Consider the following 23035-nt stretch of genomic DNA (forward strand, 5'->3'; position numbering starts at 1 on the left):
TTTGCATTCTTTTTTAAGCTTTATGAAAAAAATGTTAAGTATAGGATTTTGGGAGTTTATTGCCAGAGTAATCCTCAGAAATAGAATTGTTTTTTTATCAGGAATTGTAATTATTACTGTTCTGTTTGCTATGCAATGGAAAAACATCAAATTTACTCATTCAGAAGCGAATCTCTTGCCTGATGATCATCCAGTTAACATTGAATACAAAGCCTTTCTTGATAAATTTGGCGAAGAAGGAAATCTTATTGTTGTTGGCGTAAAAGACACAACTTTTTTTACTCCAAAAGTATTTAAGGCTTGGAATAAATTAATGACCGAATTACAAAACGACAAAGAAGTAGAGCTCGTTGTTTCTGTAAATGATTTAAAAAAGCTTCAAAAAAACGAAACTAGAAAATCGTTTGAACTGGTTCCTTTCATTAATCCATTACAAACGTTAGATAAAAAATACCTGCGGGATATAAAAAATGAATTATTTCAAAAAATGCCTTTTTACGAAGGATTGCTTTATAACAAAAAAAGCGGGTCTATTCGTTCAGCCATATATTTAGATAAAAAAATTGTAAATACCATTATCCGAAAAGAATATGTTTTAGATAAGTTTATCCCTAAAATAAAAGCTTTCGAAAAAGAAACAGGAGTTGATCTTCGTGTTTCTGGAATGCCTTACATTAGAACCTTGAATGCACAAAGTATTGTTGACGAAATTGGTTTATTTGTTGGCGCAGCATTATTTATAACATCATTAATTTTCTTTTTCTTTTTCAGATCACTTCGAGCCACATTAATATCAGTATTGATTGTAATTATTGGCGTGATGTGGACTTTTGGGTTATTGGGATTATTAAATTATCAAATCACAGTTTTAACCGCCGTAATTCCTTCTTTGGTTATTATTATTGGAATCCCAAATTGTATTTTTCTCACCAATAAATACCAACAAGAATATCAAAATCATGGCAACAAAGGACGTGCTTTGCAACGCGTTATTACAAAAGTAGGAACAGCAACTTTAATGACAAATCTAACGACAGCTGCTGGATTTGCTACATTTATTATTACCAATAGTGAAATTTTAAAAGAATTTGGTATCATTTCTTCTATTAGTATCATCGCATTATTCTTCTTGTGTTTGAGTATCATTCCTATTTTCTATAGTTATCAACCAGCTCCTCAACCCAAACATTTAGAACATTTAAACCGAAATTATACTCGTGCTTTCATGTCATGGATTGAAAAAACGGTTAAGTATAAAAGAACACAAATCTATATTGTGTCCATAACTTTGTTTTTCGTAAGTACTTTTGGCGCTTTACAAATAAAAACCTCTGGAAGTTTAATTGAAGACATGCCTAAAAAGACTGATTTTTTTAGAGACATTGTTTTCTTCGAAAAAGAATTTGATGGAGTGATGCCTTTAGAAATAACCATTGACACCAAAAGAAAACAAGGGGTTTTAAAACTTTCTACCTTGCGAAAAATGGATGAGCTTCAAAAAACAATCGAAGAAATTCCAGAACTATCCAAACCCATTTCTATTTTAAATTTGGTTAAATATTCCAAACAAGCCTATTACAACGGAAATCCAGAATATTACGAATTGCCTTCCTCGCAAGAGCAAGCATTTATAGCGAGTTATGCCAAAAATACTTTTAAAGGAAACAAAAAAGATATCATGAAAAGCTATGTTGACAAAGGTGGTCAAACGGCTCGAATAACTACTTTTATGAGAGATATTGGCACAGGAAATATGGCCAAAATTGAAAACAAACTTTGGAAGAAAATAAATCAGGTTTTTCCTCCAGATAGATTTACAGTACACATTACCGGAAAAGCATCTGTATTTGAAAAAGGAACGAAATATTTATTAGACAATTTGGTTACTTCTTTACTTTTTGCCATTTTCCTTATCGCCATGTTAATGGTTTTTATGTTTCGCTCTTTCAAAATGGTAGTAGTTTCGTTAATTCCAAATATTTTACCTCTAGTAATCACTGCTGGTTTAATGGGATATTTTGGAATTCCATTAAAACCATCAACAATATTAGTATTTAGTATCGCTTTTGGACTTTCTGTAGATGACACAATACACTTTTTGGCACAATACCGTCAAGAATTAAACCATCACAACTGGAAAATAAAAAAATCAGTTTATGCTACTTTAAAAGAAGCTGGTGTTAGTATGTTTTATACTTCAGTCGTATTATTTTCTGGTTTTTCAGTTTTTATGCTATCTAGTTTTGGAGGAACAATTGCATTAGGTGGATTAATCGCCATGACTTTAGGATTCGGAATGTTGTCTAACTTGATGTTACTACCAGCTTTAGTTCTAACATTAAATAAACGATTAGCAAACGAACAAGAATTCATAAAACCTAGAATCGATGTTTTGGAACATACCGATGAAGAAATTGATGAGTTAGAAAGAAAAAAGTAAATTTTCACCTAATCTAAGGATTTTAATAGCTTTTCAACTTGAGTATAATCTTCATAATCTGAAGGAATTGTTAGTAAGATTGCTTTACAAGACTTATAATCTTTTTGTTTAAGTTTAGATAATGCTAAATACCAAGTTGCAGTATTTTTATAAATAGATTTCCCATTTATAATGTCATTTAAAACTATTTCAGAATCTGCAAATCGATTTTCTTCAAGTAATGAAATGGCATAAAAATATTTAATTTCTGGTCTTGGATATTCTTTTATAACCAACTCAAAATTAATAATTGCTTTTTTATAGTCTTTTTTGTTAAAAGCATCTTGTGCTAGCTTTAGTGATTTAACAAGATCACCGCGTTCTGTAAAATGAGCTTCTTCATGTTTATTAAAATCTCCATATTCCGGATTGTCATTTTGAAAAAGGTGTAAACCAAAAAATAAAACAAAAACTGCTGCAATAGCATATATATAAGTTCTTAATTGAATTGTTTTACCTTTTTTAGATTTATTTTCTACTAATGATTCTTTAGCAATCGCCTTCAAGTTTTCTTTGAATGCAACTGTTTCTGGCGAAAATTTAATTTTTAAAAACCGATTTGATTCTTTGTAGGTTTCAAATTTTTCTTTAAAATCTATATCATTTTGAAGTCGATTTTCAAATATTATTATCTCTTCCGATGAAAATTCGTTACTAAGATAATTTTCAAATGACAGGTATAATTCTTCGTTCATGATTTAGGATTTTAATGATTTGTATTTATTTGATTGCTGAATCATTTCTGTAAGTTGTCCTGTGCAAAGTGATTTTTTCTTGCGCACATAGCCATAGGTAACATTTAGCTTTTGCGCTACTTCTTCCATTGTTTTTGTTACAAAACTTAGCTTGAGTACTTCTTGGCATTTTTCTCCTAATTTTCCAAACATTTCTTCAAATAATGATTGTTTCTCTTCAAAAATTTCAGTTTGGTTTGCCATTTCTGCTGTCGATTCATCTTTATATACACTATCATCACTTATTGTTACCTCTTTATTTGTAGCTTTTTTTATTTCGTTAAGCCAACGCCTTTTACACAATAAGAAAAAATAAGCATCAAAAGGACATGTGAGTTGTAATCCTTTAGTTTTTGCTTGATTATAAATTGTAATCAGTACATCTTGAATGACATCTTGGGCACGATCTTCATCTCCAGAATTTGTTTTGATATAGTAAATTACTTTAGGCGTAAATTTTTTATATATAGATTGAATTACAACTGAATTGTTATTGGCAAGGCCGTCAACATAAAGCTGATCCTCATGGCTAGAACCTGAAAGAGAACCAGACGGAGTAATAGTGTTGTTTGGCATAAAAAACTTTTTTCGAAAATAATAAAAAAAAAGGTAACAAAATAAATACTCTGTTGATATGAATATATAAACGATGAATAACAACATCAAAAACTAGAAATCATGAAATTAGAAATTAAAAAAGTAGGAACATTAGCTTTATTAGCCATTACATTAGCAAGTTGCTCACCAAGTAATCCACCATTGCCACTTCCTCCTCCTTCGGCTTGTAATACGGTAGGAACAGATTTTCAAAACTTGTATGCTGCAACTCTAGCAAGCAATGCTCTTTATGATAATTATCTCACAATGGATTTAGTTACTCACGAATATACTTTTACAGTTAGTACAAATAAAACTGTTTGTACACTTGGATATCAAGGGAACGCAACTCTTTTTGCGAGTAGTATTCCTTACACGATGGAGATTTATAATAATACAACTAGTACTATGGTTTATTCTGGAAACATTGTCTTTAATTCTGCCTCGACCGATTATCAACCTATTACGCCAACGCCTCTTGTTGCTGGAAATAGCTACACAATTAGACGAAATGCTAATAACTATCTTGGAAACATTGGAAACACAATAGGTAGAATTTGCAGAAAAAACGCTGGTCCAAACCAATATCCTGCTACTAATGGTGTATTGACTATTACGGCTTCTAATTTTTATGGAAGTGGAGGTCCAGTACCTAATTACGGAATTCCTTGTATAGACATTGTATTTCAATAAAAAAATAATTTAAAAAAGAGGTAACAATATCAAACCATAATTGATATAACTATACAAACAAATAATAACAATATTAAAACATTAGAAATCATGAAAAATTTTAAAAACATTTCACTAGCAGTATTAGCAACAGCGTCATTAATAAGTTGTAGTAAGAATGATGATGAACCTATTCAAGAATTACCACCATCATCTCAAGAATTTCAAGGAATTAGAGAAACAGCTTTGCAACATCAAACACAATCTTTTACTGCAACGGCAGGAACAGGAGTTATTACATTAACATCGGCAAAAGGAGTTACAATAACTCTAAACGGAAACAATCTTACAAAAAATGGTAATCCTGTAACAGGAAGTTTCGATATAAAGTTTATAGAACTTTTCGACAAAGGAACTATGTTAGTAACAAACAAACCGACAATGGGAGTTATGCCAAGTGGTGATAAAGGAATTCTAATTTCGGGTGGAGAATTTTACATAAATGCAACACAAGGTGGAGTACAATTAGCAACACTGTCATCGATACAGCTAAATGTACCAAATAGCCTATCAGGAGACCCTCTAGATAACACAATGATGTTTTGGACAGGAGATACAACAGATGCCGATAATTTAGTTTGGAAAAGAGATGCAGGAGCAGCAACAGGAGTTCAAGGTGGAGCTGTGGGATTCAATCAAAATAGTTACAATATGTCTTTTGGAAACTTCGGTTGGACAAATATAGACCGTTTTTATAACGACCCTAGACCAAAAACTCAAATACTAGCTACTGTTCCGGCAGGATATGATAATACAAATAGCTCTATTTACTTATCTGTAGATGGTGAAGGTCAAAATCAATTAGCAAAATTTGATACATACAATGCAACAACACATCAGTTTAGCGAACATTATGGTCAAATTCCGATTGGGTTATTATGTCATGTCATTTTTGTAACCGAAGAAAGCGGACAATGGAGATACGGTATAAAAGCAGTAACTACAACAGCAGGAGCCGTTTATTCATTCTCACTTGCCGAAACAACGGTAGGAACTGAAGCCCAAATGATTGCGGCCATAAATGCAATACAATAAAAGTTTAGTTTGCTTGGTTAATTTAGAAAAAGTGATGGTTTCTCTGTCACTTTTTCTTACATTTATAAATAATTTGATGCTATTTCCTGCACACGAGCCTGAAAGTGCGAACTGGCGAAGCAATGCGTTGCAATCTTTTTTTCGGAGAAAAACCTCAAAAAAGGATTTTCACTTCAAACGAAGTTCACTGAACTCCTTTGGTAATAGAGATATAAGTGAAGTAATTAGGGCTGAAAAAAATGAGTTATTATGAAACAGTTTCTATCAATCACCATTCTTATACTATTTTTTTGTTTTCCTGAACTCGCTAAAGGACAAACAAAAGTAAAAGATACTATAACTCGTAGAGCAACTATTGGATACGACAAGAACGGAAATCAAGTATCTCTAAAGCCTGAAACACCGCCGCTAATACAAATAGCTGGTGCGCCAAAAGCAAGCTATTCCTATTTATGGGAAATGGGAGACGGAAATTATAGCAAAGAAGTAACGCCCAAACATGTTTACAAAAAAAAAGGAGAGTATAAGGTAAACCTTTCAGTTACGAATAATTATGACAACGGAAAGCCACCCAAAACTCGACCTAGAACAGTTGTAGTAAATGACATAAGCAATACAGAATTTTCTGAAATTGCTTCATTACAAGATACCACACAATATAAAATATTCAATAATCGCGAACCAGTTCCAGAAGAAGAAATGGTTATTGTTGTTAGTTACAAAAATCCCTTAAATTATGTAACTAACGGAAAATTATATTTCTTTTATAACGATAAGGAATTTAAAAATAATAATTTCGAATTGCTAGAAACCAGAACCCATTTTGGAGAAAAAGAAGTAATAGAAGACGGTTTTGCTTGTTCGGACGAAATCAATAATTCTTATGAGAATGTAGCTTCTACAATTTCAATACCAACATTTATAAATTCATTTTTAATAGAAGAAAACCTAGATTTGACATTGTTAGAATCTAAAACATTATTTAGAAATGTAAAAATTTTAGAGTTTGATAATATGAATGCTAATGAAACTCGTAACCTATTTTTCACATTCAAAACAACTCCAGAAATGATCAAAGATACTTCGGCAACTGTAAAAATGCGAGGTGTTTATGTCCCTGACAGAAATTACAAAAATCATAAAACGAAAACACTCGAAATGGAAATTGTAACTTCTCATGATCCAAATAAAATGTCTAGTAATGCAGCATTTATGAACTATAGGTTGGTGAGATTTAAAAAGATAAATTTTAAAACGCGTTTTCAAAATGATGGAGAAGGTCCAGCGAGAACGATTCGATTGGAAACCGATATTCCTGATATGTTTGACAAAAAAACATTACAAATTGTTGATTCCTATCCAAAATGTCCTATTTGTCCAAAAGGAAATGAAGTGAATTATAGTTGTTTAGACACTATTATCAAGCAGAAACAAATATATTTTACTTTCAAGAATGTTTATCTTCCAGGAAGTACACAAAAAAATGTGACAGAAAAAGATAGTACAAAAGGTTTTGTAAAATATACGATGAGTTTTAATAAAGATTTTCATAAGCAAAATACCCGAAGTAAAACTGCTATTATTTTCGATAAAAACGAACCTGTAATTACAAATTATGCAACAACAAGATTTTTGCCAGGTATTTCTATTGGAGCAAAAACTGGATATAATTTATTTACAAATTTAGAAAACTCTAAGAGTTATTTTGTTGCCGCTACAATTTCGCCTTACAAATCCTATCGTTGGTATTGGCAAATCGAATGGCAAAATAATTTTCATAAATACGATTCTAAATCATTGAAAAACAATGAACTAGTAAATCCTAATGGTACTGTATTACAACTCCAACAAACAACATTAACGACAAGTTTTGATAATTTAGTCATGGAAATACCAGTTTTAATAAAGTATAATATTAATAATTATTTTGGTTTTGGAGTGGGAATACAAAATGGAATAAATATTTCTGAGAAACAAAGTTTACTAACAAATGTTAAGCTTTATGAAGGGGCTAATACCAATGTTTTACTTAAAGAAAACAACAAAATAACTGAGGGAAAACAATCTTTTTCTAATTATAAATCGGGAGTTTTATTAGATTTTACAGCTGGTTTTTCTAGAATAGGTCCAAGTTTAGGTGTTAGATATAATTTAAGTCTCGAGAAAAATTTTAACTATTTACAATTTTATGGAATTTGGAAATTCTAAACACATCTAAATGAGATTTTTTCACCTTCTTTTTTTATTTACTCAAATGGCTTTTTCTCAAGTTTCTCAGGTTACTTTAGAAGATAAAATTTATAATGCTGTCGATGTTTTTGTAGCAAATCCAAATGCTGAAAATTTAAGGAAACTAGAAATTGAAGAAAACTTTTTTAACGCAAAAACAAAACCTGAATTTCTAGCTTTAGTAATATTAAACTGTAATAAAGCATATTTCGAGAATCAATTTAGTTTGACCAATAAAGCTATTTCAACATACGAAAAAGCTTGGCAACTATACCAGAAAAATAAGCTTTCTAATTATGATATTACTGAATATTGTTTGAAACCTTTAGGAAATCTCTATACCATTATTGGCGACTATGATAGTGCGGAAAACACGATAAAACAATACTTCTTCATTGCAAATATCGATGAAAATCAGCAACAAAAAATCAGCGCAATCCTTAATTTATCTAATGTATACCAAAGTTCTGGAAAAAGTGATTTAGCCATTATATTAATAGAAAAAACACTTAAAACAGAAAAGCTAACACCAAGCCAAAAAGGAATGTTATTAAATAATCTAGGAACAAATTATCTAATAACTAAAAATAATGAGAAAGCTAAAAAGGCTTTAGAAACATCAATAAAGTTATTAAGTGGGAATAAATTACAATCGCAAAATTTATCGAATGCCTTTAGGAATTTATCTCAAATTTACAGTCAAGAAAAAAACTTTGTATTAGCTAATTCTTATTTTGAAAAAGCCCAATCCGAATTCATAAAAACTAAAAATCAAGAACCTCGAAAAATAGCCAAACTTTTTTATGAAAAGGCATTGTTGTTTTTTGAACAAAATAGGATTAATGATGCAAAACTTTCTATTAATGAAGTTTATAAAGTTTTAATTCCCAATTATAATAGCAAAAATATTTTACCCAACCAGAAATCACTTTATGCCGAAACTCTTTTACTAGATGTTTTAGACCTACAAGCTGTAATCTTACTAAAAGAAAATAAGCCTAAAACAGCATTAGAGAGTTATATGCTTTCTTTTTACATAGAAGATTTGTTTCAGTCATTATTAGTGTATGAGAATTCTAAAATTATATCTCAAACAAGAATTAGAAGTCGAGCCGAAAAATGTATTGAGATTTATGATTATTTGTATCAAAAAGAAAAAAATGGCAGTTATGTAGAAAAAGCTTTTTTGTTGTCTGAAAAAACGAAATCGATTGTTTTAAAAAATTACATTAGTCAAGGTAAAACCATTTCCAAAGAAGAAAAAGTTATTTTAGAACAACTTCAAAATTGGAATAATACAATTGTAAGAGAACAACAAAAACTAGGATTGGCAGATATTTCAAAAATAAATTTTGCTATAAAAAAGCAGAATGAATTGATGCTTTTGTTAAAATCTATTAAGTCTAAATATAGAAATTCATCGAAGGAAAATATAAATTTGATAAGTCTGTTTCAAAAATTGGATAAAGACAAAGCGATTCTAATTTCTTATTTTTCAGGTGCAGAAAACATGTATTCGTTTACTTTGCAAAATCATAAAATAAAACTTCAAAAAATAGAGAATGCAAACCAATCTAATTCTTCGATTAGAAGGTTTATTACTTATTTTAGTGATGCAAACGCAATAACAAATGATGTTAGCGGTTATAATAATTTGGGAAATCAGGTTTATAAATATCTGAAATTACCACAAAAATCAGAAGACAAAAACCTAATAATTATTCCTGACGGAATTCTAAATTTCTTTCCTTTTGAAGCAATGATAACAGAAAAAAGTACTACCACAAATTTTGCTAAAATGCATTATTTGCTCAATGATTTTGTTATTGGGTATAACAATTCGGTTTCATTTTACTTAGATGAGAAACCATTTCAATATCCAAAAGAAACTATTTTAGGTGTTTTTCCAATTTTTGAAAACTCAAATTTAGAGTTGTCTTTTTCGAAAAAGGAATTAGAGAATCTAAAAAACGGTTTTGAAGGTAAATATTTAGAAAAAAGTGAGGCTACATTTAAAAATTTTAAGGCTAATGCATCACATTTTTCTATCCTTCATCTTTCAACACATGCATCGTCTGGTAATGTTGATGAACCTGCAAGTATACGATTTTATGATCAGGAGATATTGTATTCTGAGTTATATAATTTAAATATTAACCCTAATTTAGTTGTGCTTAGCGCTTGCGAAACGGGTTTGGGAAAACTATATAAATCTGAAGGAGCGATGAGTGTCGCAAGAGGCTTCCAGTTTGCAGGATCTCAAAATATATTATTTTCGTTATGGAAAGTAAATGATTATACGACTTCTCTTTTTATGGATAAATTTTATAAAAACATAAAAAAAGGGAATTCTTATTTTGGATCTAACCAGCAAGCAAAATTAGATTTCCTAAAGGATAAATCTATTTCAAATGCTAAAAAATCCCCTTATTATTGGAGCGCTATGATTTATTATGGCACTTTAGAAAATGTAAATACAACAAATTACTGGATTTGGATTTCAGTGGTTGGAATATTGATTGTTTTTTTATTCTGGTTTTTATATAGAAAAAAATTGAACTTTAATATGTGAGTTAGTAAAGAATAAAAATCTATATGTTGTATAAAATTAGCTATTAGTTCCTTTGAACTAATGATTCTTTAGACCATTTTTTTACTTCAGCGATTTGATTATTAGAGTAATCAACTTCGTTTAATGTATTTTGATTCCAAAAAAACCATTTACCAGTTTTTACACCTTGGTTATATTCACCTTGTGATAGTTTTTCTCCAATCTCAGTAAATGAAACCCATTTTCCTTGAACTTTTCCATCTTTGTAAAAACCTGTTTGTTTTATTTGACCATTATCATGATAATAAGTGACCTTAACTAGATTTCCTTCGATTTCATATTTTGGTTCAATAGGTTGAGCAAAAATAACTCCTGACAACATCAAAACAGTTAACATTATATACTTTTTCATAGCTTTGGGTTTTTATTGTTAAACAATTATATAATCAAATATATAAATTATTTTACAATAAAAAAACTTTTACTTAACAATTTAGTAACATTAGATAAAATTTAACATTGCAAGTTGTTTCTAACCTTTTTGGAATTATTTTTTTATTACTTTTTTACAAAATAAAACGGTTGCAAGAATTTCTTGCAACCGCCATTTTTATTATCAATAAAAGGATATTTCTATTTTTGCAAATTTGCAGAAAATATGTTTTATTGAATTAAGTTTACACCGTCAACTGTTGACCAAGCTCCACCAACTAATGAGCTGCATCCTGTTGCTGATGCATTAGTTGACCAATTTGCAACTGGGAAAGATACAGATATAGCAGCAGATCTTCCAATTGGAGTTAAAATGTTAGTATTAGTTACCTTAACATTCGTAACTTTAATTTTAGATCCGTTTACTTGATTTGTATTTGTAGTAGTATCTTCAATTCTAACAACAGCACCATCATAAGTAACAGCTGGTGTTGCTGTGGTAGTTAATCCAAGGTAGCCATCTATTATAATATTATCAAAAAATCCATTTCCTTCTTTCTTGAATTGGAAAGCATCAACTTCATTGTTATCAATCTCAGAGCGACATCCAGCGGCTCTTTTTAAAGTGATGTTTGAAACAACTGGATAATATGTATTGTTTTGGCTTGAAGCTTCTATTTCCATACCGTAGTTTGCTTTTCCAGTTTGGTATCCATACCAATTTGAATTATTTTGACCTTGCCATCCATCTTGCCAGTCGAATGCATCATCATAGTTACCGTAAGATATTAAATTAGTAGCACTTACTGTTCCTCCAAAAAATTCATATCCATCATCAGCACCTTTATATGATACTAAGTGATCTAAGGTTGTTCCAGATCCGCAAGAATAAAATGTAAATCCATTATTTTCTTTTACGCCTGAAGCTATTTGTGATCCAGCATACTCTACACGAGCATAATGCAACGATCCTCCATTGTGAGCAGGATTTGTTCCGCCATATACAATGTTATTACCATCTTCAGAAGTTGATGTTGTAGCACCACCAGCTGCATTTATTGGTGCATCACCATACATAATGATTCCACCCCATTTTCCAGGAATTTTAGATACTTCCGTAAATACAACTGGACTAGAAGCTGTACCGTTTATGATTAATTTACCTCCGTTTAGTACAACTAAAGCGTTGTCTGTTGCAACAGTTCTGTCACAAGTTATTGTTGATCCAGCATCAAATGTTACTGTTACACCAGAGTTTATTTTTACAATTCCAACTAAAGAATAGTTTCCGTATGCGTAAGTAGTATTTGTTGTAATTGTACCTGTAATTGTACCTGAAGCAGGAGTAGTAATTGGTGTTGCTGTCTCGTCATCGCTACTTGTACAACCTGTAAAGATTGAAGCTATTATGCTTAAGCTAAAAATTAATTTTTTCATTGTGTTGTAGATTTTAATTGTTTTGACAAAAATACTTCTACATACTTTTACAAAAGTTATCTAAATATTATATGATGGTTATCTAAAATCAATTAAAACATCAATCTAATGTTAAGTGTATGCGGTCATTTTTTAATAACAATAAAAAAAGCACTGAAATTTCAGTGCTTTTATATCTATAATTTTATATTTCTTTAGAAGGTATAACCTAAATTTAAGCCAAAACCAATTCCTTTTTTATAACTATCGTTTATCAAAGAGGTTTCATCTATTTTGATAATTCCTTCATTACCAAATTCACGTTTTCTAGAAGTATCTAATAAATTAGTTGCAGAGAATTTAACATCAAAATGTTCCGATAATTTACTTCCCCAAACAAAGTCTAATTGCTGGTATGGTAATTCATAAGTATTGTCATGTTTGTTTGTTCCTACAGCATAAATTCTTTTTGAGAAAACGGAATAAACTAATGAGATTGTATTACTCCAATTTTTATCAAAATTAAATTGATATTTTAAATCTGAATTTAAAATCCATTTTGAAGCACCTTGTAAATCTCTAGTTTTGTGTGTTTCAATAGATGGAATGTCGTGAGTTATATCTCCATTTTCATCTTGTGAATCGTATGTAGGGCTAACTTTGACTTTAGTTGACATTAATGAAGCATTAAAGCCAAGAGAAAAATCTGATAAATTTTTGTTTATTCTTTCTAAGTCAACTATAAATTCAGCTTCTGCTCCATAAAGATTTGCAGAATCAGAATTTAAAAAAGTGGTTATTGTAGATGTTGTTGCGTTTGAAACATAAGTTCTTTCAATAGGATTTTTTAGATATTTTGTAAAGACTCCAAAAGCAAATAGTTCTTTAGCTGTTGGAAAAATTTCAAATTTTAAATCAGCATTATAATTATCACTGTTCTTTAATAATGTATTTCCTTGAATAGAAGTGCCATCAGCATTCAAATAAGTTAGTGGAAAAGATTCCATTACAACTGGTTTTGTATAGGTTTTACTGGCAGCAAATCGGATATTTGCTTTTTCAGTAACGCCATATTTTATGTTAAGAGAGGGCAAATAATATAAATTATCGTAATTTCTTTTTTTGAATGGCGCAGTTTGTATTCCTAAACCTCTGTATTTTGTTTGACGATTATTAAGTTCTACTCTCAAACCTCCGTTTATTTCCCATTTACTGCCAAATTTTAGTAATAAATTAGCATAACCAGCATTTGTAAATTCGATAAGTTTTACTTTATAATTTGCATTTGAATTCTCAACAAAAGAGAAGTTGTTTGCGTTTAAATCATTACTGATTTGTGGATCAATATTGTTTAAGTTGGTTGTAAATCCACCAATACTAGATTGTGACGATATAAAACGGTATGAGCTTTCCATTTCAGACATATTTCCGTTATATCCGACACTTAGTTTGTTTTGCTTGTCTTTTTTTCCAAATTTCAAACTGTATTCACCTAATCCAGAAAAGAATTTATTTCCATCGATCGTTAAGTATTGTCGTAAGAAATTAGTTGATCCATAAGTGGTTGTAATTTTTCCATCTAGTGCAGTTCCTTCAAAAGCTTTTCTGTCTGGTTGCGAAAATTTTGTGTTTGCAGCAGATATTCCTCCTTTAAAAATTTGGCTCTTATCTTTAGCCAAAGCATATTCACCAAGTAATTGGGCATTTAGATAATCAGTTTTAGTTAACTGATTTGTTCTAATAAGATGGTTTGGGTCATCAGTATTAGCTTTAGCGATTCCGAATTGGTCTTTTATAGAATTTTCATTTGTTTTAATATAAAAAGTATTAAGTGTCAACTTCAATCTGTTGGTATTAAAATTCAAACCTATTAATGACGTTATTGTGTTTTTGTATAAATATTCGGTACTGGTAAAATTATTAAAAAACTTGAATCCTAATGTTTGATCATCTATAGTTCTTTCTAATCCTGATTTTATAGCGTATTTATTGTCAAAATTTAAAGAAAGTAAATAAGAGAATTTCTTGTCATTTTTTAAATCAAATTTTTCTGAATGTAAGAAACTTATACTTGAATTTAAGGGGCTCTTTGTTTCAGTAGCATTAAAACCACTTTTGAAATATTTTTTTGAATCTTCAGTGGTAAATGTATAACTACGAGGCACACTTCCTAAAATACTTGGCAGTTCTCTGTCTTTTCCATTAAATCCAAAAAAGCCTTTTGTGTTGTCTGCATCTTCTGAGATTAAAAAATCATTTAAATTATTGTTAGTTGTAAAGTTTGTACCAATATTTATTTTTGTGATACTTTTTGAACCTTTTGAAGTTTGAATGTTAAAAGTTCCTCCTGCAAAATCTCCATAAATATTAGGATTAAAAGTTTTATAAACATCAATAATACTTACTATGTCTGTTGGGAATAAATCTAAAGGAATAATTTTTGTAAATGGATTATTAGTTGGAGCGGCCAAGTCATTAATTAATAAATTATTGTAGCGATCTTCTAATCCACGAACAAATAATCCACGAGATTCTACTTTGCTAATTCCAGTAATTTTTGTTAAACCAGCTTCCACATCGCTAATTCCTTTTCTTGACATTTCTTGTGATCCAATGCTCTGCTTAATTTCAGTTGCTTTCTTTTGATCTAGTAACAACGCAGTTTCTTTTTCACGACTAATTGTAGCTTTTACAACAACATCTTCTATTGTCACACTTCCCGAGCCAAGAGTCTCATTTATAATTACTTTTTCGTTTGGTTGTATTGTAAATGTTTTTGTTATAGATTCATAACCTAAAAAACTAAAAATTATAGTATAATTCCCTTGCGGAATTTCGATAGCATATTTACCAGCAATATCTGATGTAGCACTATAAGTAGTTCCTTTTATCGTAATATTTGCAAATGGTAGAGGTTCTCCTTTAAGGTCTTTATCAGATAAAATTCCCATAACAGTACCGTTTTGAGAGAATGATAATAAAGTAAAAAATAAGAATAAAATTGATAATTTAAATTTCATTAGTAGTTGTGTTTAAATTTCTGCAAAGGAAATGTTTGTATGTAAAGATGTTGTCAAGCAAATATTAAGAATTTGTTTTATGTGTGTTAATTAAATGTTATGAGATTAAATTTATGTAATCTTGATTTTTTTAGTTTAAAATATATTTACATTTACATCATAAAAAAGCTAATTTTCAATATGAAAAAGAAAGAAATAAGAATTTTACTTGTCGATGATGAACCAGATATCTTAGAAATTGTAGGTTATAATTTATCGCAAGAAGGATATCAAATTTTTACCGCTGAAAACGGAAAAGAAGCAGTACAGAAAGCTAAAAAACACAATCCACACCTTATTATTATGGATGTCATGATGCCAGAAATGGATGGTATGGAAGCCTGTGAAATTATTAGAAAAGTCCCTGAATTAGACAATGTGATTATTACTTTTCTTACTGCAAGAAACGAAGATTATTCCCAAGTGGCAGGATTTGATGCTGGTGCTGACGATTATATTGCCAAACCCATAAAACCTAAGCTATTGGTTAGTAAAGTAAAGGCTTTGTTGCGAAGAATTAAAGAAGAAGAAACTCCAAAAAACGAAACGTTAACCATAGGTGATATCGAGATAAACCGTGAAGAATATAAGGTCATAAAAGATGGTATCGAAATTATTTTGCCTCGTAAAGAATTTGAATTGTTTTACTTGCTTGCATCAAAACCTGGAAAAGTTTTCAAGAGAGAAGAAATCCTAGATAAAGTTTGGGGTTCTGAAGTGGTAGTTGGAGGAAGGACTATTGATGTTCATATAAGAAAACTGAGAGAAAAAATAGGCGACGAATATTTTAAAACTACCAAAGGAATAGGTTATAAATTTGAATTGTAAATGAATTTTAATTTCAAAAAAACATACAAATTTGCGGTAATATCAGCATTATACATAACCTTTTTTGCAACAGGATTCCTTTGTGTATTAGATTATTTTTTTATAAAATTAGAAGTTAATAATCTAATTTTAGTAGCTTCAATTTTTAGTATTTCAATTTATGTCTTTGCTCTTTTTTTGATGCAATATCGTACAGAAAAATTTATTTATCAAAGAGTTAAAAAATTGTATGACGATGTTTCTTTTTTAGATTCTAATTTCTTTTTAAAGCAACCTATTAGTACTGATTTGACTGAAATAACTAGTCAAATGCAACGATTTGCCACTGATAAAAAACTAGAAATTGAAACCCTAAATGATCGAGAAGAATTTAGAAGGGAATTTCTAGGAAATGTTTCGCACGAGTTAAAAACACCATTGTTTACCGTTCAAGGCTATATTTCGACCTTACTAGATGGCGCGATGAAAGATAAGGTAATTCGTAAAAAATATTTGGAACGTGCCGAAAAAGGAGTAGAGCGACTCATATATATTGTTGAAGATTTAGATACGATTGCAAAATTAGAAATATCAGAAGGAAAAATTGAAATGACTAATTTTGATATAGTAAGCCTGATTCAAGGTGTATTTGATTTACTTGAAATGAAAGCTAATAAAAAAGAAATTATGCTTTCTTTCGATTCTAAATACCACAAACCCATTATGGTTTTAGGCAATCATGAAAAGATACAGCAAGTAGTTACAAACCTTGTTGAAAATTCGATAAAATATGGAAAAATAGGAGGCTCAACAGAAATATGTATCGACGAGATTGTTAATAACAAAATTTTAATAAACGTAAAAGATAACGGTGAAGGCATAGAAAAACAAAATATTTCTAGACTTTTTGAACGGTTTTATAGGGTAGATAAAAGCGGAGCTCGTTCCGAAGGTGGCTCTGGACTTGGTTTAGCTATCGTAAAGCATATTATTGAAGCTCATAATGAAAAAATATTTGTAGACAGTAATTTTCGTGTAGGATCTGAATTTTCATTTACACTTCAAAAAGCATTTAACTAAAAGTCAACTTTTATTTAAAATGCAAGATTAAGAATAAATTTACATCACTTTATTCTTAATTAACCGAGTCTAGATTTTAGTATAATTACAATTCGAAACTGGCTTTTAGCAATAAAAGTCAGTTTCTTTTATTTCTGTTTATCTAAAATTTCAAAAAGAGATTTCCAATCTATTTTAGTATTAAAATCTTTTAATCCTTTATATAAATCTACTTGTAATAATTCTTTTGCTGTAAATTTATCTTGAGTGCTATAAGGTACTAAACCTTCTTCTTTATATTTTTTAGCTAAATATTCTTGTTCATATTGCCCTGGCGTAGGTATAAAAAAAGCCTTTTTTTCTAGTTGTGCTAAATCCATTACAGTTGTATAACCAGATCGGCACAAAATCAGTTCGCTTTCGTTAAAAGAATTTTCAAGTTCCTCAGAATTCATGTAATTATAAAAAGTTATTTGATTCTTAGTTTCAACAATTTGTTTTGCTTCGATTTTACCTTTTATGAAAATAATTTTACCAGCGTAATTCTCTAATTCCACGATTAATTTTTCTTCCAGAAAAGTACGTTGAGGTTCTGGTCCAGACAAAATAACCATCAAGTCATATTTTTTTTCTAATGATTTTTTGTGTAATCTACTCAGTGGTCCAATATATTTTATGGTTTTAATTTTTTGAGACAAATGACCTAAATCTCCAGTAAGATTGGGAATGGTATTTACATCAGGAACCCAACATTTATCATATTTTTTTATAATATATTGATGCATTTTGCTGGTGAGCCAAGTAGTATTTCCTGTCATCACATTAAGTTGGTGCGTGATAAAAATAGATGGAATTTCCTTGTTATGAACACCTAATCGGTTGTCTGAAATTATACCAGAAATATTATATTCTTTTATAATTTTATTAATTAATTTTTTCTCCGAAAGTATAGCGCCTACCATTTTTGGGCTATTGGCTACCATTTTTAGTTTAAAAAACATTCCGTTTTTCGGATATTCAATATGATAGGAAGGCAATGCTATCGATTGAAGTTGTGGAAATTCTTTGCGTAATATTTCTAAAGCAACACCATCAGAAGCTAAAATAGGAGTGTAGCCATTTTCTTGAAGTGCTCTAATAATTGGAATGCATCGTGTGGCATGACCTAAACCCCAATTGAGTGGTGCGACGAGAATGTTTTTGCTCATTGTTTTTTTAATAGCGTGATAAATTGTTCTGCAAGTTCATTTTCATATTCAAAATGCATTTCTTCTTCTTTTAGCGCTTCGTTTGGAGTGTGTTTATAAATCTTCCATTTTTTATTATTGTATTCTAATGCAGTTAAGTTTTCTATCCAATCGCCAGAATTCAAATATATTGTGCTGCCTTTTTCGGTTTCAACTTGTTCCATTTTTGGTTCATGAATGTGTCCGCAGATTACATAATCATAGTTCTTTTCGATAGCTAAATCTATACAAATTTTCTCAAAGTTAGTTATAAACTTAACTGCTGATTTTACATTATCTTTAATTTTTTTAGAAAGCGAATAAGGTTCTTTATTCATTCTTGCCAAACACCAATTTAAAAATCTATTAATTAGAATTAAAGAATCATAACCCCAACCGCCTAATTTTGCCAACCATTTTGCATGATTTATAGAAGCATCAAAAACATCACCGTGAAAAATCCAAGCCTTTTTCCCGTCTAAATTAAGAACTAATTTGTTTAATAAATTGATGTTTCCAAGATGAAGATCGGTAAATTTTCTTAAAAACTCATCGTGATTTCCAGTCAAATAATACACTTTTGTGCCCTTTGTACTAAAGGAAATTAATTTTTTAATCACTTTTAGATGACTAGCGGGGAAATACGATTTTCTAAACTGCCAAATATCTATAATATCCCCATTTAGAATCAATATTTTGGGTTTTACGGAAGATAAATATTCTAATAATTCTTTTGCATGACAGCCAAAAGTTCCTAAATGTACATCGGAAATAACAACAACGTCTAGTTTTCTTTTTTTCAAAATAAAAATATTTTATACAAAGACAAGAATTTTTGATAACGCAAACGTTACTGAAACATTATCATAAGTTTATTTCTATTGATTTATATTTCCTATTTTTGCTGAAATATTAGATAAAAGTGGGAAGTAAAAATAAGTTGAAGAGATTTGGAGAAAATGAAACGTTTGGTAACGTTTTTCAGCCAACTCGTGAAGAAGTAGTTTCGAATTCGTTTGCATTAAAAGGAAAATGGAATCAAGATTTTTTTAACAATAACAATCCAATTGTTTTAGAATTAGGTTGTGGAAAAGGTGAATATTCTGTTGGTTTGGCTACAAAATTCCCAAATAAAAACTTTGTAGGTATAGATATAAAAGGCGCTCGTTTTTGGCGTGGCGCAAAAACTGCGGTAGAAACTGGACTACATAATGTCGCTTTTGTTCGTACGCAAATAGAATTGATAAATCATATTTTTGCTGAAAATGAAGTAGATGAAATTTGGATTACTTTCCCAGATCCGCAAATAAAATACAAACGGACAAAACACAGAATGACCAATTCTGAATTTTTGCAACTGTACAAAAAAATTCTAAAACCTGATGGAATTATGAATCTAAAAACAGATTCGGAGTTTATGCATGGTTATACTTTAGGATTATTGCATGGCGAAGGTCACGAAGTTTTATACGCCAATCATAATGTATATACAAACGAAGGTGCGCCAGAGGAAGTGACTGAAATCCAGACATTTTACGAAAAACAATATTTGGAAATAAACAAATCTATTACGTATATTCGTTTTAAGATTAAATAAATGAACATTATTACACCATTTTTTTTAGGTTTTATTACTTCTTTAGTAGGAGTTTTTCCGCCCGGAATTATTAATATGACTGCGGCTAAAATTAGCACACAAGACGGTAAAAATCGCGCTTTGTTATTTACAGCAGGTGCCCTAGTAGTGGTTTTTTTTCAAACACTCGTTGCTTTAGTTTTTGCTAGATATATTGCGGATCATCAGGAAGTGATTGTTTTACTTCGAGAAATCGGTTTTGGGGTCTTTGCAATTCTAACTATTTACTTCTTTTTGATTGCAAAAAAACCAAAAAAAAAGAAGCAAGAAGAACTGAAAATAAAAAGTAAAAAAAGTCGATTTTTTCTAGGAATGTTTATTTCTGCAATTAACTTTTTACCTATTCCTTACTATGTTTTTGCTAGTATAAGTTTAACGTCATTTGGTTATTTCACTTTCAATGCAACTTCAATATATAGTTTTGTAGTGGGAGTGGTTTTGGGTTCTTTGGCTGTTTTTTATGGCTATATTTATTTTTTTAAAAAAATCGAGTCTAAAACAGATTACCTTGTTAAAAATATGAATGCAATAATAGGTTCAGTTACTGGAATTATTGCTGTTTTGGCTTTATATCACATTATAAAGTTTTATTTTAAATTTTAGATTATGTCAGAGGCTGGTGATAATTTTTTCGAGCGAGTTTACGCTGTTGCAAGACAAATTCCTTACGGGAAAGTAACTTCTTATGGTGCTATTGCAAAAGTTTTAGGTACTGCTCGTTCTGCTAGAATGGTCGGTTGGGCTATGAATGTGTCTCATGATCTTGAAGATGTTCCTGCTCACAGGGTTGTAAATCGAAAAGGGTTACTTACAGGAAAACATCATTTTGAAGGTACAAATCTCATGCAACAATTATTAGAAAACGAAGGAATTGTTGTGATTGATAATCAGATTCAAGATTTTGAGAAGGTTTTCTGGGAACCAATTTACGGATAAATAATATTCAAAAGACAAGTTTATATGTTCTTAAATGCCTTATTATGGTTAAAATCTAAACCATATAATATATAAAAATTAATTTTTTTCTACTTATTTGGTTTAACTAAAAAAGCATTTGGATATTTCTTTTTTAATGTTTGAAGTTTGTTTTCAGCTTCTATTCTAGTTTTATAATTTCCAACCCAAACTTTGTATATAGGCGTGCTAAAAACAATCGTAGCATCTGTGTTTTTGTTGTCTCTTCTAAAATCTATCAATGCTTTTTTACTGGTTTCACTTTCTCCTGTAAAAATTTGAATTTTAAATCGATCATTTATCGTTATCGATGAATTTATTTTTCTTTTTTCATTTAATAGTTGTTCGAATTTAGAATCTTGTGAAATAGAAGTTTTTCCTTCTTGAGAAAAACAATTTGAAGATAAAAATAAAAATAAAGTAATGCTGTAAAAGTGTTTTTTAAAACTTAAGATTCTCATAATGAATATATTTTTAGGCAAAAATACATTTTAACTTATTAAACATTTCGAAAAATATTATTTAGAATAAATATAAATTAATAATTAAGATATATTTAAGGTTTTGAGAATAGTTCTTAAGTCGTATTTTTGTCGAAGTTTTTTAAATGGCAAATTGTATTTATTACGAGAATCGTAGCAAAATCAGTGCCTAATTTAGATGTTAATCATTTAATATATGAAAAAAGTGGGTAACCATAAATCGATTTCAAGGATAATAACGCTTAGTTTAGTGTTGGTATTGTCCATTTCCTTAAGTTCTCTTGCGCAAGTTGCTGCTCCAGCTGCAACTACAACAATGGCTGCTCCAGCTGCTGGAGGAGACGCGGTACAAGGAAAAGCGCTTTTTAATTCAAATTGCGCTGCCTGTCATAAGTTAGATGCTAAAATGACAGGACCAGCTTTACGTGGTGTAACTGGAAGACATGATAAGTCATGGTTTTACGGTTGGATTAAAAATAGTTCTGCTATAATTGCTTCTGGCGATGCAGATGCTGTAAAGCTTTTTAATGAAAACAATAAAGCGGTAATGACTGCTTTTCCTCAATTGTCAAATGCTGACATAGACAATATTTTAGCATATACTGATACTACCATTGAGAAGCCAACAACTCCATTGCCGACTCTTGGTGCGGAGGGTGCTTCCAAAGAAGGTGGTTTGTCTAATGAATTAATCCTAGGATTATTGGCTGGTATTTTAGCGGTTTTAGTTGCTATGTTGTTTATGGTAAACAATGTTTTAAACAAAATTGCAAAAGCTAATAATATTGAGGTAGCTGCAAAAGAAAAATCATTGCCTATCTGGAAAGCATTTGCTAGAAATCAATTTTTAGTACTTGTTTCTACGATTTTATTAATTTTGGTTAGTGCTTACTTTGTATATGGTTTTTTAATGCAAGTAGGTGTCGATAAAGATTATGCTCCAATTCAGCCAATACATTATTCACACAAAATTCACGCAGGAGATAACGGTATAGATTGTAAGTACTGTCACTCTTCAGCTCGTGTAAGTAAAAACGCTGGAATTCCATCGTTAAATGTTTGTATGAATTGTCATAAAAATATTGCTGAATTTCAAGGGGATAAAGATTCTACTTATGTTGAGTACACGAAAGAGTATTACACTGGAGAGATTCAAAAGTTGTATGATGCTGTAGGTTGGGATAAAACAACTCAAAAATATACAGGAAAAACTAAACCAGTAAAATGGATTAGAATTCATAATTTACCTGATTTCGTTTACTTCAATCACTCACAGCACGTAACTGTTGCTGGTATTGAGTGTCAAAAATGTCATGGACCAGTTCAAACTTACGAAATCCAAAGACAATTTGCTCCGCTAACAATGGGTTGGTGTATAAACTGTCACCGTGCAACGGATGTAAAAGTGGAAGGAAACGATTACTATAAAAAGATTCATGAAGAACTTTCTAAAAAATATGGTGTAGACAAATTGACTGCAGCACAAATGGGAGGTTTAGAATGTGGTAAATGTCACTATTAATATATTACTAAGAAGCTAATTTTTATATACAATATGTCATCAAACAAAAAATACTGGAAAAGTGTTGAAGAACTAAACGAAAATA

At 30.1% G+C, this 23035-nt stretch carries 19 protein-coding genes; 11 read left to right on the plus strand and 8 right to left on the minus strand.

Going from position 1 to position 23035, the window contains the following annotated elements; genetic code table 11:
• Positions 1 to 22 precede the first annotated feature (22 nt).
• The gene (locus ABI549_RS02620) at positions 23 to 2440 is read left to right on the plus strand and encodes an efflux RND transporter permease subunit (RefSeq protein WP_348074895.1); all 2418 of its coding nucleotides are present in this window, start codon (positions 23 to 25) and stop codon (positions 2438 to 2440) included.
• A gap of 8 nt (positions 2441 to 2448) precedes the next feature.
• On the opposite strand, the gene ABI549_RS02625 is transcribed toward ABI549_RS02620, so the two are convergent.
• Positions 2449 to 3174 (minus strand): tetratricopeptide repeat protein, encoded by a 726-nt coding sequence (locus ABI549_RS02625; protein WP_348074896.1) that lies wholly within the window; start codon positions 3172 to 3174, stop codon positions 2449 to 2451.
• A 3-nt stretch (positions 3175 to 3177) separates the two neighbouring features.
• Entirely contained in the window at positions 3178 to 3789 is a 612-nt protein-coding gene (locus tag ABI549_RS02630; RefSeq protein WP_348074897.1) for a sigma-70 family RNA polymerase sigma factor, read from the minus strand.
• A gap of 102 nt (positions 3790 to 3891) precedes the next feature.
• Here ABI549_RS02630 and ABI549_RS02635 point away from each other — a divergent pair, with 102 nt between their 5' ends.
• From ABI549_RS02635 to ABI549_RS02650, 4 genes are all read left to right on the plus strand, one after another.
• Positions 3892 to 4503: a hypothetical protein gene (locus ABI549_RS02635; protein WP_348074898.1), complete on the plus strand. Its 612-nt coding sequence runs from the start codon at positions 3892 to 3894 to the stop codon at positions 4501 to 4503.
• Positions 4504 to 4593: 90 nt separating this feature from the next.
• Complete coding sequence (locus ABI549_RS02640) at positions 4594 to 5577, plus strand: hypothetical protein (protein WP_348074899.1); 984 nt, start codon at positions 4594 to 4596, stop codon at positions 5575 to 5577.
• A gap of 249 nt (positions 5578 to 5826) precedes the next feature.
• A complete protein-coding gene (locus tag ABI549_RS02645) occupies positions 5827 to 7785 on the plus strand; it encodes a PKD domain-containing protein (RefSeq protein WP_348074900.1) in 1959 nt (652 codons plus the stop codon).
• Positions 7786 to 7795: 10 nt separating this feature from the next.
• Positions 7796 to 10378: a CHAT domain-containing tetratricopeptide repeat protein gene (locus ABI549_RS02650; RefSeq protein ID WP_348074901.1), complete on the plus strand. Its 2583-nt coding sequence runs from the start codon at positions 7796 to 7798 to the stop codon at positions 10376 to 10378.
• 43 nt (positions 10379 to 10421) lie between these two features.
• Here ABI549_RS02650 and ABI549_RS02655 read toward each other — a convergent pair whose 3' ends face one another.
• The 3 genes from ABI549_RS02655 to ABI549_RS02665 all read right to left on the minus strand — a co-directional run bounded on the left by ABI549_RS02655 (position 10422) and on the right by ABI549_RS02665 (position 15225).
• Complete coding sequence (locus ABI549_RS02655) at positions 10422 to 10769, minus strand: membrane-binding protein (protein ID WP_348074902.1); 348 nt, start codon at positions 10767 to 10769, stop codon at positions 10422 to 10424.
• 251 nt (positions 10770 to 11020) lie between these two features.
• Positions 11021 to 12226, minus strand: coding sequence for a hypothetical protein (locus ABI549_RS02660; protein WP_348074903.1), 1206 nt, complete (start codon positions 12224 to 12226; stop codon positions 11021 to 11023).
• 194 nt (positions 12227 to 12420) lie between these two features.
• A complete protein-coding gene (locus ABI549_RS02665; RefSeq protein WP_348074904.1) occupies positions 12421 to 15225 on the minus strand; it encodes a carboxypeptidase-like regulatory domain-containing protein in 2805 nt (934 codons plus the stop codon).
• Between the two features lie 180 nt (positions 15226 to 15405).
• Between ABI549_RS02665 and ABI549_RS02670 the strand changes: the two genes are divergently transcribed.
• Entirely contained in the window at positions 15406 to 16092 is a 687-nt protein-coding gene (locus ABI549_RS02670; protein WP_348074905.1) for a response regulator transcription factor, read from the plus strand.
• Entirely contained in the window at positions 16093 to 17151 is a 1059-nt protein-coding gene (locus ABI549_RS02675) for an ATP-binding protein (protein ID WP_348074906.1), read from the plus strand.
• 128 nt (positions 17152 to 17279) lie between these two features.
• Here ABI549_RS02675 and ABI549_RS02680 read toward each other — a convergent pair whose 3' ends face one another.
• Both ABI549_RS02680 and ABI549_RS02685 read right to left on the minus strand, forming a co-directional pair.
• Positions 17280 to 18338, minus strand: a complete 1059-nt coding sequence (locus tag ABI549_RS02680) for a glycosyltransferase (protein ID WP_348074907.1) — start codon at positions 18336 to 18338, stop codon at positions 17280 to 17282.
• Positions 18335 to 19159, minus strand: coding sequence for a UDP-2,3-diacylglucosamine diphosphatase (locus ABI549_RS02685; RefSeq protein WP_348074908.1), 825 nt, complete (start codon positions 19157 to 19159; stop codon positions 18335 to 18337). Before ABI549_RS02685 ends, ABI549_RS02680 begins: the two co-directional genes overlap by 4 nt.
• 119 nt (positions 19160 to 19278) lie before the next feature.
• On the opposite strand from ABI549_RS02685, the gene trmB reads away from it, so the two are divergent.
• From trmB to ABI549_RS02700, 3 genes are read left to right on the plus strand one after another with little or no spacing between them, the layout of a single operon-like run.
• Complete coding sequence (gene trmB, locus ABI549_RS02690; RefSeq protein WP_348074909.1) at positions 19279 to 19953, plus strand: tRNA (guanosine(46)-N7)-methyltransferase TrmB; 675 nt, start codon at positions 19279 to 19281, stop codon at positions 19951 to 19953.
• Complete coding sequence (locus ABI549_RS02695; protein ID WP_348074910.1) at positions 19954 to 20595, plus strand: lysine transporter LysE; 642 nt, start codon at positions 19954 to 19956, stop codon at positions 20593 to 20595.
• A 3-nt stretch (positions 20596 to 20598) separates the two neighbouring features.
• Positions 20599 to 20928 carry an MGMT family protein gene (locus ABI549_RS02700; RefSeq protein WP_348074911.1) on the plus strand — a complete coding sequence of 110 codons (330 nt, stop codon included), beginning with the start codon at positions 20599 to 20601 and terminating at the stop codon, positions 20926 to 20928.
• Positions 20929 to 21017: 89 nt separating this feature from the next.
• Here ABI549_RS02700 and ABI549_RS02705 read toward each other — a convergent pair whose 3' ends face one another.
• Complete coding sequence (locus ABI549_RS02705) at positions 21018 to 21407, minus strand: SPOR domain-containing protein (RefSeq protein ID WP_348074912.1); 390 nt, start codon at positions 21405 to 21407, stop codon at positions 21018 to 21020.
• Between the two features lie 217 nt (positions 21408 to 21624).
• Here ABI549_RS02705 and ABI549_RS02710 point away from each other — a divergent pair, with 217 nt between their 5' ends.
• The gene (locus tag ABI549_RS02710; protein ID WP_348074913.1) at positions 21625 to 22950 is read left to right on the plus strand and encodes a c-type cytochrome; all 1326 of its coding nucleotides are present in this window, start codon (positions 21625 to 21627) and stop codon (positions 22948 to 22950) included.
• The last annotated feature ends 85 nt before the right edge of the window (positions 22951 to 23035 follow it).

It is taken from the genome of Flavobacterium sp. (genome assembly GCF_039932285.1).
Classification (GTDB): Bacteria; Bacteroidota; Bacteroidia; order Flavobacteriales; family Flavobacteriaceae; genus Flavobacterium.

Excerpts from the sequence above, each read along its gene's own strand:
- ABI549_RS02620 (WP_348074895.1), top strand. The coding sequence starts at position 23 with ATGAAAAAAATGTTAAGTATAGGATTTTGGGAGTTTATTGCCAGAGTA.
- ABI549_RS02625 (WP_348074896.1), bottom strand. The coding sequence starts at position 3,174 with ATGAACGAAGAATTATACCTGTCATTTGAAAATTATCTTAGTAACGAA.
- ABI549_RS02630 (WP_348074897.1), bottom strand. The coding sequence starts at position 3,789 with ATGCCAAACAACACTATTACTCCGTCTGGTTCTCTTTCAGGTTCTAGC.
- ABI549_RS02635 (WP_348074898.1), top strand. The coding sequence starts at position 3,892 with ATGAAATTAGAAATTAAAAAAGTAGGAACATTAGCTTTATTAGCCATT.
- ABI549_RS02640 (WP_348074899.1), top strand. The coding sequence starts at position 4,594 with ATGAAAAATTTTAAAAACATTTCACTAGCAGTATTAGCAACAGCGTCA.
- ABI549_RS02645 (WP_348074900.1), top strand. The coding sequence starts at position 5,827 with ATGAAACAGTTTCTATCAATCACCATTCTTATACTATTTTTTTGTTTT.
- ABI549_RS02650 (WP_348074901.1), top strand. The coding sequence starts at position 7,796 with ATGAGATTTTTTCACCTTCTTTTTTTATTTACTCAAATGGCTTTTTCT.
- ABI549_RS02655 (WP_348074902.1), bottom strand. The coding sequence starts at position 10,769 with ATGAAAAAGTATATAATGTTAACTGTTTTGATGTTGTCAGGAGTTATT.
- ABI549_RS02660 (WP_348074903.1), bottom strand. The coding sequence starts at position 12,226 with ATGAAAAAATTAATTTTTAGCTTAAGCATAATAGCTTCAATCTTTACA.
- ABI549_RS02665 (WP_348074904.1), bottom strand. The coding sequence starts at position 15,225 with ATGAAATTTAAATTATCAATTTTATTCTTATTTTTTACTTTATTATCA.
- ABI549_RS02670 (WP_348074905.1), top strand. The coding sequence starts at position 15,406 with ATGAAAAAGAAAGAAATAAGAATTTTACTTGTCGATGATGAACCAGAT.
- ABI549_RS02675 (WP_348074906.1), top strand. The coding sequence starts at position 16,093 with ATGAATTTTAATTTCAAAAAAACATACAAATTTGCGGTAATATCAGCA.
- ABI549_RS02680 (WP_348074907.1), bottom strand. The coding sequence starts at position 18,338 with ATGAGCAAAAACATTCTCGTCGCACCACTCAATTGGGGTTTAGGTCAT.
- ABI549_RS02695 (WP_348074910.1), top strand. The coding sequence starts at position 19,954 with ATGAACATTATTACACCATTTTTTTTAGGTTTTATTACTTCTTTAGTA.
- ABI549_RS02700 (WP_348074911.1), top strand. The coding sequence starts at position 20,599 with ATGTCAGAGGCTGGTGATAATTTTTTCGAGCGAGTTTACGCTGTTGCA.
- ABI549_RS02705 (WP_348074912.1), bottom strand. The coding sequence starts at position 21,407 with ATGAGAATCTTAAGTTTTAAAAAACACTTTTACAGCATTACTTTATTT.
- ABI549_RS02710 (WP_348074913.1), top strand. The coding sequence starts at position 21,625 with ATGAAAAAAGTGGGTAACCATAAATCGATTTCAAGGATAATAACGCTT.